The sequence below is a fragment of the [Mycobacterium] stephanolepidis genome, from assembly GCF_002356335.1.
Taxonomy (GTDB): Bacteria; Actinomycetota; Actinomycetes; order Mycobacteriales; family Mycobacteriaceae; genus Mycobacterium; species Mycobacterium stephanolepidis.
Window position 1 is genome coordinate 4746136 of record NZ_AP018165.1, and the last position, 14710, is coordinate 4760845.

The following is a 14710-nucleotide window of genomic DNA, read 5'->3' on the forward strand; positions in this document are numbered from 1 at the left end:
GTTGCGCGAATGGGTTTCGGAATGATCCCGCTTAACAAAGTTGTGTTGCCCTGTGTGGGTGCGGCATTGGGTGCCTGCCTCGTTGGACTGGCGCCCCTGGCCCATGCCGACACCCTGGACACGACAAGCTGTTCCTCAGAACAGATCATGTCTTCCATACAGCAGAACAACCCACGCGTCCGGACGTACCTGTCCAACCACCCCAACGCAGAGAACAAACTTCGCAACGATCTCAACCTGCTACTTGCCGTTCCCGAAGGGCAGCGCAGACAGGCAATCGAAAACCTGCAGCAGGGCATGGGTCGCGGGCCTGAGGCAATCGACCTTGGCAATCTGCTGATGGACTCCGCCAACGGACCCGTAAACAACTGCCACCAGTACTGAGCGGTTTGATCGGCCCTCGAAGGGGACCGAAACGCCCCTTCGAGGCCGAAGCTATCGGAACGCCGCGATACCCGTCAACGCCTGGCCGATGACGAGCGTATGCATCTCGCTGGTGCCCTCGTAGGTCAACACCGACTCCAGGTTGTTGGCGTGCCGCATGACGGGATATTCACCCGAAATACCGTTTGCACCAAGAATTGTCCGGGCCGTTCTGGCGATCTCGATCGCCTCGCGCACGTTATTGAGCTTGCCCAGGCTGACCTGGGGAGTGCTCAAGGTATCCGCATCTTTACGACGCCCAAGATGCAACGCCAACAGCACACCCTTGCCGTACTCGAGCGCCATGTTGGCCAGCTTCTCCTGGGTCAGCTGGAATCCCGCAATCGGCCGATCAAACTGTTCCCTGGTATTGGCGTAATCGAGTGCGGTACGCAGGCATTCACGCGCCGCACCCATCGAACCGAAGATGATGCCGAAACGCGCCTCGTTGAGACACGACAGGGGCGCCTTGAGTCCAATGGCCTGCGGCAGTCGGTTCTTCTCCGGCACCCGCACATCGCTGAGGTTGAGCTCGGCGGTCACAGACGCGCGCAGCGACATCTTGGAACGGATGGTTTGAGCGTTGAATCCCGCCGAATCGGTCGACACCAGGAATCCGCGAACACCCTCGTCGGTCTGCGCCCAAATGACAGCGACATCGGCAATCGACCCGTTGGTGATCCACATCTTGGTGCCGTTGATGATCCAGTCGCTACCGTCACGTCGGGCATGGGTGCGCATTCCACCGGGGTTGGAGCCAAAATCGGGTTCGGTCAGGCCGAAACACCCCAGCTCCTCTCCGGTGGCCATCCGCGGCAGCCACTTCTGTTTCTGCGCGTCACTGCCGTAGGCGTAGATGGCGTACATCGCCAACGATCCCTGCACACTGACCAGCGAACGAATCCCCGAATCGCCCGCCTCGAGTTCCATGCATGCCAGTCCGTATGCGAGAGAAGACGTTCCGGAGCATCCGTAACCCTGCAGGTGCATGCCGAGCACGCCGATCTTGCCCAGCTCAAGTGCAAGCTTGCGTACGGGGAGGTCACCGTCTTCGTACCACCGTTGAACGTTCGGAACCACGCGCGCCTGAACCAGGGCACGCACGCTGTTGCGGATCGCGCGCTCCTCGTCGCTGAGTAGCGCGTCGATACCGAACAACTCGTCGGGGTCACTTCGATCAGCATCCGCAGCCATGCCGCCGACCCTAGCGCCCCCGGGCCTCCCCTCGGCCAGAAACCGAGGCGGTACAGCCGCTCAACCTGCGGAGCCAGGGCAGCCTAGCCATAGTCCAGAACAGGCCTACCCTCGGAGATATGTCCACCCCCGACAGGCCGCAACTGGTTCCCGGCCCGGACCATCCGATCACCATCGAGCCCGCCAGCACCCGCATCGTGGTCACGTCCGGCGACGTCACCATCGCCGACACCACCAGCGCCTTGCGGCTGCAGGAGGCGAGCTATCCACCCGTGTACTACCTCCCGCCCGACGCGGTGAACTGGGAGGTGCTGCAGCGCACCGACACCCACACGTACTGTCCGTACAAGGGCGACGCCTCGTACTATTCGGTGCACATACCCGAGGGAACGGTCGAAGACGCCGTCTGGACCTACGAAGACCCCTACCCGGCGGTCGCCCAGATTGCCCGTCATCTGGCCTTCTATCCCGACCGGGTCAACCTCACCGCAGACTGAACGCACCCGTCTGGCGACCCCCTGATTGCTGGCGTACGTTGAGCCCATGACGACGGTTCAACGACGAGCTTTCAACGACCAGGTGACGCGGTTCTGGGGACGCGCTGCCAAGGCATACGACTGGGCGCCGCTACAACAATGGGTGTATCGCCCGGCCCAGGACGAGATGATCGCCCTGCTGCGTCAGTACGAGTCGCAGCGCGTTGTCGATATCGCCTGCGGTACAGGCATTCTGGCGACGCGCATCCAGGAGGAACTCGAACCCGAGCAGGTGCACGGGGTCGATATGTCCGAGGGGATGCTCGCCCAGGCGAAGTCCCGCTCTGCGCTGGTCGACTGGCGGTTCGCGCCCGCCGAGAAGCTGCCGTTCGACGACGGCGCACTGGACGCGGTGGTATCCACATCGGCATTCCACTTCTTTGATCAGCCCGCCGCCCTCGCCGAGTTCCATCGGGTGCTGGCTCCCGGCGGTTTCACCGCGATCACCACCTTCACGCCCGATCGCGCCTCTGCGCCCATCCTGCGCCGGATCTTCGGCGATCGCGTGCCCGCGAGCGTTCCGTCGAAGGCCGAGATGCGCCAGATGTTCGAGACCGCTGGGTTCGAGGTCGCGGTGCAGCGACCGGTGCACCATCCCTTCACGCTTCCGTTCGTGGAGTTCGATCGACTCACTGTGGGCATCAAGCGATGACACGGTGGCTGCTGCTTCGTGGCTTGAGCCGCGAGAAGCGCCACTGGGAACAGTTCCCACAGGTCTTTGCCGAATCACTTGGCGTTCAGGTGCAATGCCTGGATGCGCCCGGATTCGGCACCGAATTCCAGCGTGTCTCACCGGCGAGTATCTCGGCCATCACAGACGATGTCCGATCCCGGCTGGACCGGGGCGGCGACGATTGGTCACTGCTCTCGATATCTCTGGGCGGCATGATCGGACTCGATTGGTGCGCGCGTTATCCCGGGGATTTCGAACGCGCCGTCATCATCAATTCGAGCACCGCCGCGACGCCGGTGTGGCAGCGGTTTCGGCCGTCGTCAATTCCCAACTTGGTGCTCGGACGGTTCCGTGCCGACGTGCCTCGCGAGCGTGCGATCCTGGAGCAGACGGCCAACAACCCCGATCTCGATCTCGACGCGCTGTCTCAGCGGTGGGCTGGTTACCTACAGACCCAGCGTCCGTCGAGCGCCAGTATCGCCCGGCAGATCGCCGCGGCCATCAGCTTCCGGATGCCGAAACGCATCGACACTCCACTGCTGGTTCTGACCTCCACGCGCGACCGGCTTGTGAGTTCCTCGGCGTCAGGCACGATCGCCAACAGATTCGGCGCACCCATCGCGGTGCATCCCACCGCCGGCCACGACATTCCCCTCGACGACGGCGCGTGGATCGCCGAGCAGGTTAGACGGTGGATCGGCTAGATTCACCAGCTGTGCCACAACGTCTTTCGGCCTGGCGATTCGTCACGACATTCGGTGTCATCAGCATGTTCGCCGATATCGTCTATGAGGGCGCACGCTCGATCACCGGACCACTTCTGGCATCGCTCGGGGCGTCCGCTCTCGTTGTCGGCGTGGTGACCGGAATCGGCGAGGCCGCCGCCCTGGCGCTGCGTCTGGTGTCGGGACCACTCACCGACCGCACCCGCATGTTCTGGACCTGGACCATCGCCGGATACGCGCTGACGGTGGTGACGGTCCCGTTCCTGGGCGTGGCCAGCGTGCTTTGGGTTGCCGCCACGTTGGTGATCGCCGAACGAGTGGGTAAAGCGGTACGCAGCCCCGCCAAGGACACCTTGCTGTCGCACGCCACCTCCATCACCGGCCGTGGCAGAGGCTTCGCGGTGCACGAGGCCATGGACCAGGTGGGGGCGATCACCGGCCCGCTCGTCGTCGCGGGCATGCTCACCCTCACCCACGGGAACTATCTGCCGACATTCGCCGTCCTGGCGGTCCCGGGCGCTGCGGCGTTGGCCCTGTTGTTCTGGCTTCGCCGCCGGGTGCCCCATCCGGAACGGTATGAGGCCACCGCAGACACGCATGGCACGCCCGCGCGCCAAAAACTCCAACTACCGACGCGGTTTTGGCTGTACGCGGGCTTCTCCGGGATCACTGTGTCCGGATTCGCGACCTTTGGCGTGCTGTCATTTCACATGGTCGACCGGGGCATCCTCGCGCCCGCCGCGGTGCCGTTGGTGTACGCCGTCGCGATGGCCGCGGCCGCCGTATCCGCCCTGTTCTCCGGCTGGGCGTACGACCGGACAGGCCCCAAAACACTTGTGGTCTTGCCCATTGTCGGCGCGGTCGTACCCATGCTGGCATTCACAGACTCGCTCACAGGCATCGTGCTTGGCGCGCTGTTATGGGGTGCCGCCATCGGGATTCAGGAATCCACCCTGCGTGCAGTGGTCGCAGACCTGGTCCCGCCCGCGCGACGGGCCACCGCGTACGGGGTCTACGCGGCCGTGCTCGGCACCGCAACCGCCGTCGGCGGGACACTCACGGGGTATCTCTACGAGGTGTCAATTCCCATGCTCATCGGGGTGGTCGGCGTGATTCAGCTGGTCGCGTTGGTCGCCGCCGCGCCCACTGTGCTGCGGCACGCCGATCAGGTATAGGGCAGGCGGCTACTGGCGTCCTCGTCGACATGAACGCTGCGGCCGATGTAGGGAAAAGCTCGCTGGGCACAGGAATCGCGGATACACACCTTGCAGCCCGGGCCGATCGGCACTGCCGTTGACGGATCATCGATGGCGATTCCCGTCGAATACACCAGACGATGCGCGTGGGCTATATCGCATCCCAACCCGATCGCGAATGACTTTGGCGTGCTGAGAAATCCGCCCGTTGACGTACTACTCGTGCGTGCCACCCAGAAGTACGTGCGACCGTCCGGCATCTCGGCAACCTGGGTCACAAACTGCCCCGGATTCGAGAATGCCTCGTGCACGACCCACAACGGGCAGTTCCCACCCACTCTGGAGAAGTGAAATGCCGTGGCGGACTGACGTTTCGAGATGTTCCCCGCCCGATCTGTCCGGACCAGAATGAACGGAACTCCCCGCATGGAGGGGCGTTGCAGAGTCGACAACCGGTGGCAAACAGTCTCGTGTCCGACCTCGAACTGTCGTGCCAAGATGTCTACGTCATATCTACTGGACTCCGCCGCATGGTGAAACTGTTTGTACGGCAACAGGAAAGCACCGGCGAAGTAGTTGGCCAGTCCGATCCGTGCCACACCGACGGCTTCGGGGCTCAGCTGCTCAGCGCCAGAGAGGATTGCCGCCATGGTTTCGGTCTGCGTCAACAGCGCCAGCTGCGTGGCCATTTGGAAAGCACGCTGGCCTGGTGTGAGCCAATGCGCAATGCGTAAAATCCCTGCGTCAGTGTCGAACCGGCGTTTCGACGAATCTGAGAGTGCCCCACCCTTGGCCACCGTGACGGCGATGCCGTGGTCTTGCTTCAAGACCGTGGCCAGCTGCGTGTCGAGACCGCCGATGTGCAGTCCGTAGTGCTCGAATAGATCTTCGGCGGCGGTGTCGAGTTCACCGAGATAGTTCTTGTGATCGTAGAAAAGGTCACGGACTTCTTCGAACGGCATGGGACGCAGCGGTTCTCGTATCGAATCACCGATGGTGGCGGCGTTCTCGGTCGCGCGATAGCTCTCCAGCTCAGCGGTGGCGTCCCGCAGCCTGCGGTGCATGCCCACCAGGGTCTGACCCACCGATGGCATCCGGGCGACCAGCTCTTCGAGCTGCAGATCACTGATCTCGCCCACTGCTGCTTCGGTGAATATCTCGCCGAGGTCCGCGACAAGCCGGGCGTCGGAGTCCGGGGAGAAATAGTGCGGCGACAGATCGAATCGTTCGGTGAGCCGCAGCAGCACCGCGACCGTCACCGGGCGCGCGTCGTTCTCCAGCTGGTTGACATAGCTCGTCGACAAATCCAGGACGCGTGCGAGCGCCGCTTGCGTCAGGCCGCGCTCTTCACGCAACCTCCGCAACCGCGCTCCGGCGAACGGTCTGGACATGTTCGTCAGGATAACTCCACAACCATTCGCAATGTTTGCAAGATGCGCGAACTAAGGATACAGAAATACGCATTTACATGGCCTTTTTATCCGTCGACCACGTGCGTAATGTGCGAATCATGCACGTTCACTCCGTACACACCCGCCGCAGCGCCGACGTCTTCCCCCGCGACCAACACCTCGCCTGGAAGATCGCCGAGGTCGCCTCGGACCCCGTTGCCGTTCCCGCCGACACCGAGGCGATGGTCATCAACCGGATCATCGATAACGCCGCCGTAAGTGCCGCGTCGGTCATCCGTCGTCCCGTCACGGTCGCGCGCCGCCAGGCGCAGGCCCACGGGGTGTCTTCCGGCGGACGTGGCGCCAACGTCTTCGGTGTCAGCGGTGGCTACTCGGCCGAGTGGGCGGCCTGGGCCAACGGGGTCGCAGTACGCGAACTGGATTTCCACGACACTTTCCTGGCCGCCGACTACTCGCACCCCGGCGACAACATTCCACCGCTGGTAGCCGTGGCCCAACAGCTCGGCATCGGCGGGCCGGACCTCATTCGCGGTCTGGCCACCGCATACGAAACTCAGATCAACCTCACCCGCGGAATCTGTCTGCACGAGCACAAGATCGACCACGTCGCACACCTCGGCCCTTCGTTGGCCGCCGGCCTGGGCGCCATGCTCAAGCTCGACACCGAGACGATCTATCAGGCCATCGGTCAGGCTCTGCACCTGACGACCGCGACCCGGCAGTCCCGCAAGGGACTCATCTCCAGCTGGAAGGCCTATGCCCCGGCGTGGGCCGGCAAGGTCGCCATCGAGGCCGTCGACCGCGCCATGCGCGGCGAGGGTGCTCCGTCCCCAATCTGGGAGGGCGAGGACGGCGTGATCGCCTGGCTGCTCGGCGGTCCCGACAAGGTCTACGAGGTGCCACTGCCGGGCTCAGGCGAGGAGAAGCGCGCGATCCTGGACAGCTACACCAAGGAGCACTCGGCCGAGTATCAGAGCCAGGCACCCATCGACCTGGCCCGCAGGATGCGCGAGCGCATCGGCGACCTGGATCAGATTGCGACGATCGTGCTGCACACCAGCCACCACACGCACGTCGTGATCGGCACCGGATCAAACGATCCGCAGAAGTTCGACCCCGACGCTTCGCGCGAGACACTCGACCACTCGGTCATGTACATCTTCGCCGTGGCGTTGGAGGACGGCACCTGGCATCACGAGCGCTCCTATGCTCCCGAACGCGCACACCGCACCGAAACGATCGACCTCTGGAACAAGATCAGTACCGTCGAGGATCCGGAGTGGACTCGCCGTTATCACTCGAGCAATCCCGACGAGAAGGCCTTCGGCTGCAAGGCCGTCGTCACTCTCAAGAACGGCGAGGTGATCACCGACGAGCTCGCGATCGCCGATGCGCACCCCTTGGGGGCACGGCCGTTCGCCCGAGAGAACTACATCAACAAGTTCACGGTGCTGTCTGACGGCGTCATCGAACAGCGCGAGCAAGACCGATTCCTTTCAGTGGCACAGGGATTGGCCGATCTGAAGGCCGGCTCGCTGGGTGCGCTCAACCCGCTCGTGGATGCCGTGGTTCTCGACAAGGCGCCCACGACACCGGAGGGGATCTTTAAGTGAGCGCGCTTCTAGCCTCCGCAACGGATGCGGCCACCAAGCGTGCCGCGTTCCGGGCGGGCCTGTCCTCCGGCGAGCTGCTGCGCTTTCCCGGCGCGTTCTCACCGTTGGTGGCCAAGCTGATCCAGGAGATCGGGTTCGAGGGGGTTTACGTCTCGGGTGCAGTACTGTCTGCCGATCTGGCCCTGCCCGATATCGGATTGACGACGCTCACCGAGGTATCGGCCCGCGGTCGTCAGATCGCGTCGGTTACCGACCTGCCGACGCTGATCGATGCCGACACAGGATTTGGCGAGCCGATGAGTGCGGCACGTACGGTCACCGTGCTCGAAGACTGTGGAGTCGCCGGCCTTCATCTCGAGGATCAGGTGAACCCCAAGCGGTGTGGGCATCTTGATGGCAAGGCCGTCGTCGAGAGCGCCGAGATGGTTCGGCGACTCCGTGCGGCGGTTTCCGCCCGGCGCGACCCCAACTTCGTGATCTGCGCCCGCACTGATGCCGCGGGCATCGAGGGGTTGCCCGCGGCAATCGACCGCGCAAAGGCCTACGCCGATGCGGGTGCGGATCTCATCTTCACCGAAGCACTCAGTGATATCGGCGAGTTCGAGAAGTTCCGGGCGGCGGTTGATGTTCCCCTGCTCGCCAACATGACCGAATTCGGGAAATCCGAACTCGTGACGGCCGACCAGCTCCGCGACGTCGGGTACAACGTCGTCATCTATCCCGTCACGACCCTGCGGCTGGCGATGTTCGCAGTGGAACAGGGTCTGCGCCACATCGATTCGGCGGGAACACAGTCTGCCCTGCTGGACCAGATGCAGCACCGCAGCCGCCTGTACGAGCTGCTCCGCTATTCCGAATACAACCAGTTCGATACCGAGATCTTCAATTTCAGCCTCAATGGAGGAGGAGCCCGATGACCACCGCGACCCCGACTATTCACAAGGGACTTGCCGGCGTCGTGGTGGACACCACCGCCATCTCCAAGGTGGTGCCCGAGACCAACTCGCTGACGTACCGCGGATATCCGGTGCAGGACTTGGCCGCCCGGTGCAGCTTTGAGCAGGTCGCCTACCTGCTGTGGCATGGCGAGTTGCCGAACGAGGGCGAACTCGCGCTGTTCAACCAACGCGAGCGGGCGCAGCGCCGCCTGGACCGTTCCCTGATGGCGCTGCTGGCCAAGTTGCCGGAGACCTGCCATCCGATGGACGTGGTGCGCACCGCCATCAGCGTCCTCGGTGCTGAGGATCCTTCTGAGGACGACAGCACGCCGGAGGCCAACTACGCCAAATCGCTTCGTATGTTCGCGGTGCTGCCGACGATCGTCGCGGCCGACATGCGGCGTCGCCGTGGGTTGGACCCCATTCAGCCCCACAGCCACCTCGGCTACTCGGCCAACTTCCTGCGGATGTGCTTCGGCGAGGTACCGGACCCCGTGATCGTCACGGCGTTCGAGCAGTCGATGATCCTGTACGCCGAGCACAGCTTCAACGCCTCAACCTTCGCCGCCCGTGTGGTGACCTCGACACAATCCGATATCTACAGCGCGGTCACGGCAGCGATCGGCGCGCTCAAGGGCTCCTTGCACGGCGGAGCCAACGAGGCCGTCATGCACGACATGATCGAGATAGGCGATGCCGCCAAGGCCGCGGAATGGTTGCAGGGCAAGCGGACCCGAAAAGAAAAGGTCATGGGTTTCGGGCACCGCGTATACAAGAACGGTGATTCCCGGGTCCCGACGATGCGCGCCGCACTGGAGGACGTGGCCCGGGTTCGTGACGGTCGCCAGTGGCTCGAGATCTACAAGGTGCTGGAGTCCGAGATGGACGCCGCCACCGGAATCAAGCCCAATCTCGATTTCCCCACCGGGCCCGCCTACTACCTCATGGGATTCGATATCCCCTGCTTCACACCGATTTTCGTGATGAGCCGGATCACCGGCTGGACCGCGCACATCATGGAGCAGGCAGCGGCCAACGCCCTGATCCGGCCGCTGAGCGAGTACTCCGGCAAGCCCCAACGGACGCTGGCGTCTTAAGTGTGACCACCGAGTGTGCGGTTCGTGTCGATATCTCGCTGATTATCGACACGAACCGCACACTCGACTTGGTTAGTTCGGCATTCTGTCGCAAAGCAATTGGATGAACAACTCGTCCGGCGCGGGCGCCTCCGGGTCGATGTTGAGAAAGCTGGTGTAGAAGCCATCTGGTGAATGCACCGCACGACTTACTTGCCCGGCAATGCCCGCGACGACACCCGCATAGCCACGCGTATCGTTCACGCTCAGCCGGGGATCCTCGAGATCGACTGTCACTCGATCTCCCCGCGACGGGATCACCGCGCCAAACACGTCTGGAGGCGCGAATAGATGCAACGTCCTACGGCCCCGATCCCGCGCATCACGCAGCGCCTCAACATCGTCGCCGGTCGGCTCCACCGCTGAGGTGACACGGAGCCCCACAACGGATCCGGTGATCACTCGATGCCCGATCTCGCCCGACGGTGGCTGATCTGGCCAACGTGTTGCAAGTTCGGTAGGCCGGTACTGAAACGATGACGGCTCTTGGCTCACCTGACCGGACTCATTCAGATAGGTAATGGCCGACACGTCATACAGCTCCTCGACGACGCCCCGTAGACGGGGCCAGCTTTGACTCTCGTGCCAAGTAGCCCAAAGGATTACCAGCGCATTCGCAGGATCTCCGAGTGTTGGATCCCAGCTCGCACAACCGTAGGGAAACCGGACGATCTCGCGGTCTTCGTCCCAGTCGACCGCAGCAGCCGATGCCAGTAGGTAGCCACTCTCGGCGGGGTGGGCACAGATCTGCCAATCGACAGACTGGCCTACCTCCGGAGTTCTACCGCAGCACTGGTATTCCCAATGTGAAATACCAAGGTATACAAGAGATTCATTTCGATTGAGAATCTTGTTAATCACTGAAGAACCAGGTGTTAGACGAACGGAGCACGAACGCTCCGGACCCGGTGTACCGAGGGCCAAGGTTAGCCAGCATCACGCCAGGCGTCAACACCCGCTACGCGGGCCGGGACAAGAGCCCGCCAACCCACCAATCTGCCGGAGCCTCTCGCCGATACCCACGCTGGCGCAGCAAGCCCTCCATGTCGAATCCGACGGCTTGCGCCACCGCCCGTGAACCGTCGTTGCCGACGACGGCCCACCATTCGATGCGGTGCACGCCCAGCACATCAAATCCCCACTGGCACAGCCGCCTAATCGCCTCCGTTGTCAGCCCCTTGCGACGATGCTGCGAGGCCGACCAGTATCCGACCTCCACGACGCCGGGCGCGATTGACTTGAGTGAGCAGGTGCCCACGAGTTCATCCGTATCTGTACGGAAGAACCCGAAGCCGTATCGCGAGTTGTCGGCCCATTCCTGCGCCGACCTGACGATGAAACTCCGGGCGTCTTCACGGGTGTACGGAACCGGCAGCGGAAGGTAGTGCGCGATCTGCGGCTCGTTGCACGCTTCGACAATCGCGGCCTCGTCCGCGCTGGTGACGGCGCGCAGAACCAACCGGTCCGTCTGCAACTGGGTAGGTTCCATGCGACCAGTCTCAACCACGAATTACAACGTGGTCAAAGGAATTCCGTGCGACCGCGCCTGCGTCAGGAGGTCTCGGGTACCGGCGACCAGTACTCCAACATCTCCGCGAAGGTCTCGAAGGCCGGCCTGGCCAAACCATACGGCGCTTCGAAATGCACGCTCAGAGGAAAGCCGAGGTCTGCCACTCCATCGATGACTCGCTTGTAGAGATCCACAAGCTGCGGCCGCCGGACATCTGGCTCGCAGCCGGCAAGCGACTTCACGAAATCCTGTTCGCGCGCAACGGCTTCGTTGCCGGGATCCTGGATCAACCAGTCGATGAGCCCGACCTTGGACTCCAGCTTCGGGACGAAACCGAACGAGAGCAACACCTCTGGCCGGTGTTCGCTTGTGCGCGCGAACTCCTGCAGAAACCCAACCACCGCATCCGAATACAGCAGCTGGGTCATGGCGAAGGTGGCGCCCTTGTCGCATTTGAAGGAGAAGCGGCCCTGTTCCCCACTGCGGGTGGGGATCAGGATCACTCCCCTGTTATCGACAATGTCATCGAACTTCGACAACGCGTCAGTCGGTGGAATGCCCGAACCGTCGCCGTCGCTCATGGTGCGCGGTACACCGACGAAGATCACCCCGTCCATCCCGGCTTCGGTCAGACCGGTCAGCCGGCTCCGCAACGACGTCTCATCCGAAAAGGACGTGACCTGCGTGCACAGTCCCCGCATGGTGGGTAGCTCCGACCGGATGATCGACCAATAGTCGACGACATCCAGCTTCGGCTTCATCTCCAGCGGGCGATCGGCATCCTCCACGATCATCGACGGGATCATGACGTGGTCGATGCGCCCGTCGATGCCGAACTCCGCCGAAAACCTGGACAGTTTCTGCAGTTCTTCGGATGCCTTCTCGAGGCCGCCATCGACATTGGGAGGCACCAGCTCCAGCGCAACGGTATTCATGGACACCAAGGACCTCCGATTAGTCTCGCTAATGGTTTATACACCAATCAAATTCACGCGCGGGCAGTCCCCCGCGAAGGGGACTGCCCGCGCGCTCATCGCCGAACTAGGCGTCCGCACGCACCTCGGTCGCAGCCGCCACCAGGTTGGCCAGCGAGGCAGTGACCTCGTCGGCCTTCCGAGTCTTCAGGCCACAGTCAGGATTGACCCAGAGACGCTGGGCCGGAACGGCCTGCAGCGCCTCACGCAGCGAGTTCGCCATCTCGGCCGTCGACGGCACCCGCGGCGAGTGGATGTCGTACACACCCGGGCCGACGCTGTTGGAGAATCCGATCGCGTTGAGGTCGTCGAGCACCTCCATGTGCGAGCGAGCCGCCTCGATGGAGGTGACATCGGCGTCCAGATCGGCGATCGCACCGATCACCTCGCCGAACTCCGAGTAGCACAGATGCGTGTGAATCTGCGTCGCATCGGACACGCCCGAGGTGGACAGCCGGAACGCGCCGACCGCCCAGTCCAGGTATGCGGGCTTATCCGCCGAGCGCAGCGGCAGGAGCTCGCGCAATGCGGGCTCGTCCACCTGGATGATCGCAATCCCGGCGTCCTGCAGATCCACCGTCTCGTCCCGGATGGCCAGCGCGATCTGGTTAGCGGTGTCCGCCAACGGCTGATCGTCGCGCACGAACGACCACGCGAGGATGGTCACCGGCCCGGTCAGCATGCCCTTGACGTACTTGGGGGTCAGCGACTGGGCGTAGGTGGCCCACTCGACGGTCATCGGGTTCTGCCGTGCGACATCGCCGTACAGGATCGGTGGGCGCACACAGCGGCTGCCGTACGACTGAACCCAGCCGTTCTGGGTGGCAAAGAATCCGTCGAGCTGCTCGGCGAAGTACTGCACCATGTCGTTGCGTTCCGGCTCGCCATGGACCAATACGTCCAGGCCCAGCTTCTCCTGTAGCGCAATAACATCGGCAACCTCGGCACGCATCCGCCGCACGTACTCGGACTCGTCGATCTCGCCCTTGGTCAGAGCCTGACGTGCCTTGCGAATCTCGACGGTCTGCGGGAACGATCCGATGGTGGTGGTCGGCAGCTCGGGCAGCTGCAGCCGCTCATCTTGACTGCGGCGACGCTCGGCGGCATCCCCACGTGAAATACCAGCCGCCAGAATCGAATCCAGGCGTGCACGGATCTGGCCGTTGTTCAGACGCGGATCCGTCTTGCGAGATTCGACAGCCGCATTCGATGCCGCGAACTCCGCGGCGTCGCGCGCCCCGCCCAGTGCCCGCGCCAGCACCACAACTTCCTTGACCTTCTCGTCTGCGAAAGCCAACCAGCTGCGCAGCTGGTCATCGAGTTCGGTTTCCGGCTCCAACGAGTAGGGCACATGCAACGTCGAGCAGGACGTGGACACTGCCACGGCACCGGCGGATCCCAACAACGTCCCCAGGGTGCCCAGCGCGGACTCCAGGTTGGTACGCCAGATGTTTCGTCCGTCGACAACGCCCGCGACAACGGTCTTTCCGGCCAGTTCCGGCACCAAGGCCACGCCCGATGCGGACCCGTAGACCAAGTCGACGGCAATCGCCTCGACGGGGGTACGTGCCAGCGCCGGCAGCGCGGCACCGAGGTCCCCGAAGTAGGTGGCGACCAGGATCGCGGGGCGATCGGCCACCGTGCCGAGACGGCCATACACCTGCTCGGCCAGTTCGGGACCATTCGGCAGGATGTCGGTGACGAGCACCGGCTCGTCGATCTGCACCCAGCCGACGCCTGCTTCGGCAAGCTGCACCAACAGCTGCTCGTACAGCGACACCACCTCGTCGAGCCGTTCGATGGTCGCCGGGGCGCCGTCGACTGACTTACTCAACGCGAGGAAGGTGATGGGTCCGACGACGACCGGACGTGCCGGAATACCCAGCGCCTGAGCTTCTTTCAGCTCTCCGAACAGCTTGGTCGGGTTCAGCTCGAACTTCGTGTCCGGCCCGATCTCCGGCACCAGGTAGTGGTAGTTGGTGTCGAACCACTTGGTCATCTCCAGCGGTGTCACGTCATCATTACCGCGAGCGGCGGCGAAGTAGCGGTCGAGGTCATCGGCGATACCGGCGACACGGGGTGGGAGGGCTCCCAGCAGCACCGCGGTGTCCAGCACCTGGTCGTAGTACGAGAAGGTGTTCACCGGTACGGAATCGAGCCCGGCGGCCGCCAATGCGGTCCAATTGTCGCGCCGAAGCCCTGCGGCGACAGTTTCGAGCTCGGTACGGCTGGTACGTCCGGCCCAGTAGCTCTCGGTAGCCCTCTTGAGCTCACGCCGCGGGCCGATGCGCGCGGATCCGAGCGTGGTGGCGGTCAAAGGTTGAGCAGTCATGAATTAGTCCTTCATCAACAGCGGGGTAGCCACCGCCCGGGGACGAAG

14 protein-coding genes are annotated in these 14710 nt (G+C 63.4%); 8 read left to right on the plus strand and 6 right to left on the minus strand.

The window, feature by feature from the left end:
* Window positions 1-147: 147 nt before the first annotated feature.
* Complete coding sequence (locus MSTE_RS25035; protein WP_157997738.1) at window positions 148-384, plus strand: hypothetical protein; 237 nt, start codon at window positions 148-150, stop codon at window positions 382-384.
* Between the two features lie 51 nt (window positions 385-435).
* On the opposite strand, the gene MSTE_RS23550 is transcribed toward MSTE_RS25035, so the two are convergent.
* On the minus strand, window positions 436-1617 hold the full coding sequence (locus MSTE_RS23550; protein WP_096504850.1) for an acyl-CoA dehydrogenase family protein: 1182 nt from the start codon (window positions 1615-1617) through the stop codon (window positions 436-438).
* Window positions 1618-1736: 119 nt separating this feature from the next.
* On the opposite strand from MSTE_RS23550, the gene MSTE_RS23555 reads away from it, so the two are divergent.
* Genes MSTE_RS23555 through MSTE_RS23570 form a run of 4 tightly spaced genes read left to right on the plus strand, consistent with a single transcriptional unit; the run spans window position 1737 to window position 4726 of the window.
* Window positions 1737-2114, plus strand: a complete 378-nt coding sequence (locus tag MSTE_RS23555; RefSeq protein WP_096504852.1) for a DUF427 domain-containing protein — start codon at window positions 1737-1739, stop codon at window positions 2112-2114.
* A gap of 46 nt (window positions 2115-2160) precedes the next feature.
* Window positions 2161-2805 carry a class I SAM-dependent methyltransferase gene (locus MSTE_RS23560; RefSeq protein WP_096504854.1) on the plus strand — a complete coding sequence of 215 codons (645 nt, stop codon included), beginning with the start codon at window positions 2161-2163 and terminating at the stop codon, window positions 2803-2805.
* A complete protein-coding gene (locus MSTE_RS23565) occupies window positions 2802-3530 on the plus strand; it encodes an alpha/beta fold hydrolase (protein WP_096504856.1) in 729 nt (242 codons plus the stop codon). Before MSTE_RS23560 ends, MSTE_RS23565 begins: the two co-directional genes overlap by 4 nt.
* A gap of 11 nt (window positions 3531-3541) precedes the next feature.
* Entirely contained in the window at window positions 3542-4726 is a 1185-nt protein-coding gene (locus MSTE_RS23570; protein ID WP_096506315.1) for an MFS transporter, read from the plus strand.
* Here the strand turns inward: MSTE_RS23570 and MSTE_RS23575 are convergent.
* On the minus strand, window positions 4717-6138 hold the full coding sequence (locus MSTE_RS23575; protein ID WP_096504858.1) for a short-chain fatty acyl-CoA regulator family protein: 1422 nt from the start codon (window positions 6136-6138) through the stop codon (window positions 4717-4719). The genes MSTE_RS23570 and MSTE_RS23575 overlap by 10 nt on opposite strands.
* A 119-nt stretch (window positions 6139-6257) precedes the next feature.
* On the opposite strand from MSTE_RS23575, the gene prpD reads away from it, so the two are divergent.
* Genes prpD through MSTE_RS23590 form a run of 3 tightly spaced genes read left to right on the plus strand, consistent with a single transcriptional unit; the run spans window position 6258 to window position 9807 of the window.
* A complete protein-coding gene (gene prpD / locus MSTE_RS23580) occupies window positions 6258-7772 on the plus strand; it encodes a 2-methylcitrate dehydratase PrpD (RefSeq protein WP_096506317.1) in 1515 nt (504 codons plus the stop codon).
* A complete protein-coding gene (gene prpB, locus MSTE_RS23585; protein ID WP_096504860.1) occupies window positions 7769-8689 on the plus strand; it encodes a methylisocitrate lyase in 921 nt (306 codons plus the stop codon). The genes prpD and prpB overlap by 4 nt, the downstream gene beginning before the upstream one ends.
* Entirely contained in the window at window positions 8686-9807 is a 1122-nt protein-coding gene (locus MSTE_RS23590) for a bifunctional 2-methylcitrate synthase/citrate synthase (RefSeq protein ID WP_096504862.1), read from the plus strand. The genes prpB and MSTE_RS23590 overlap by 4 nt, the downstream gene beginning before the upstream one ends.
* A 72-nt stretch (window positions 9808-9879) precedes the next feature.
* Here MSTE_RS23590 and MSTE_RS23595 read toward each other — a convergent pair whose 3' ends face one another.
* From MSTE_RS23595 to metE, 4 genes are all read right to left on the minus strand, one after another.
* Complete coding sequence (locus MSTE_RS23595; RefSeq protein WP_162291508.1) at window positions 9880-10707, minus strand: DUF6578 domain-containing protein; 828 nt, start codon at window positions 10705-10707, stop codon at window positions 9880-9882.
* Between the two features lie 97 nt (window positions 10708-10804).
* Window positions 10805-11335 carry a GNAT family N-acetyltransferase gene (locus tag MSTE_RS23600; protein ID WP_096504864.1) on the minus strand — a complete coding sequence of 177 codons (531 nt, stop codon included), beginning with the start codon at window positions 11333-11335 and terminating at the stop codon, window positions 10805-10807.
* A gap of 62 nt (window positions 11336-11397) precedes the next feature.
* Window positions 11398-12297, minus strand: a complete 900-nt coding sequence (locus MSTE_RS23605; protein ID WP_162291509.1) for a mycobacterial-type methylenetetrahydrofolate reductase — start codon at window positions 12295-12297, stop codon at window positions 11398-11400.
* A 100-nt stretch (window positions 12298-12397) separates the two neighbouring features.
* Window positions 12398-14662: a 5-methyltetrahydropteroyltriglutamate--homocysteine S-methyltransferase gene (gene metE / locus MSTE_RS23610; protein WP_096504868.1), complete on the minus strand. Its 2265-nt coding sequence runs from the start codon at window positions 14660-14662 to the stop codon at window positions 12398-12400.
* Window positions 14663-14710: the final 48 nt, after the last annotated feature.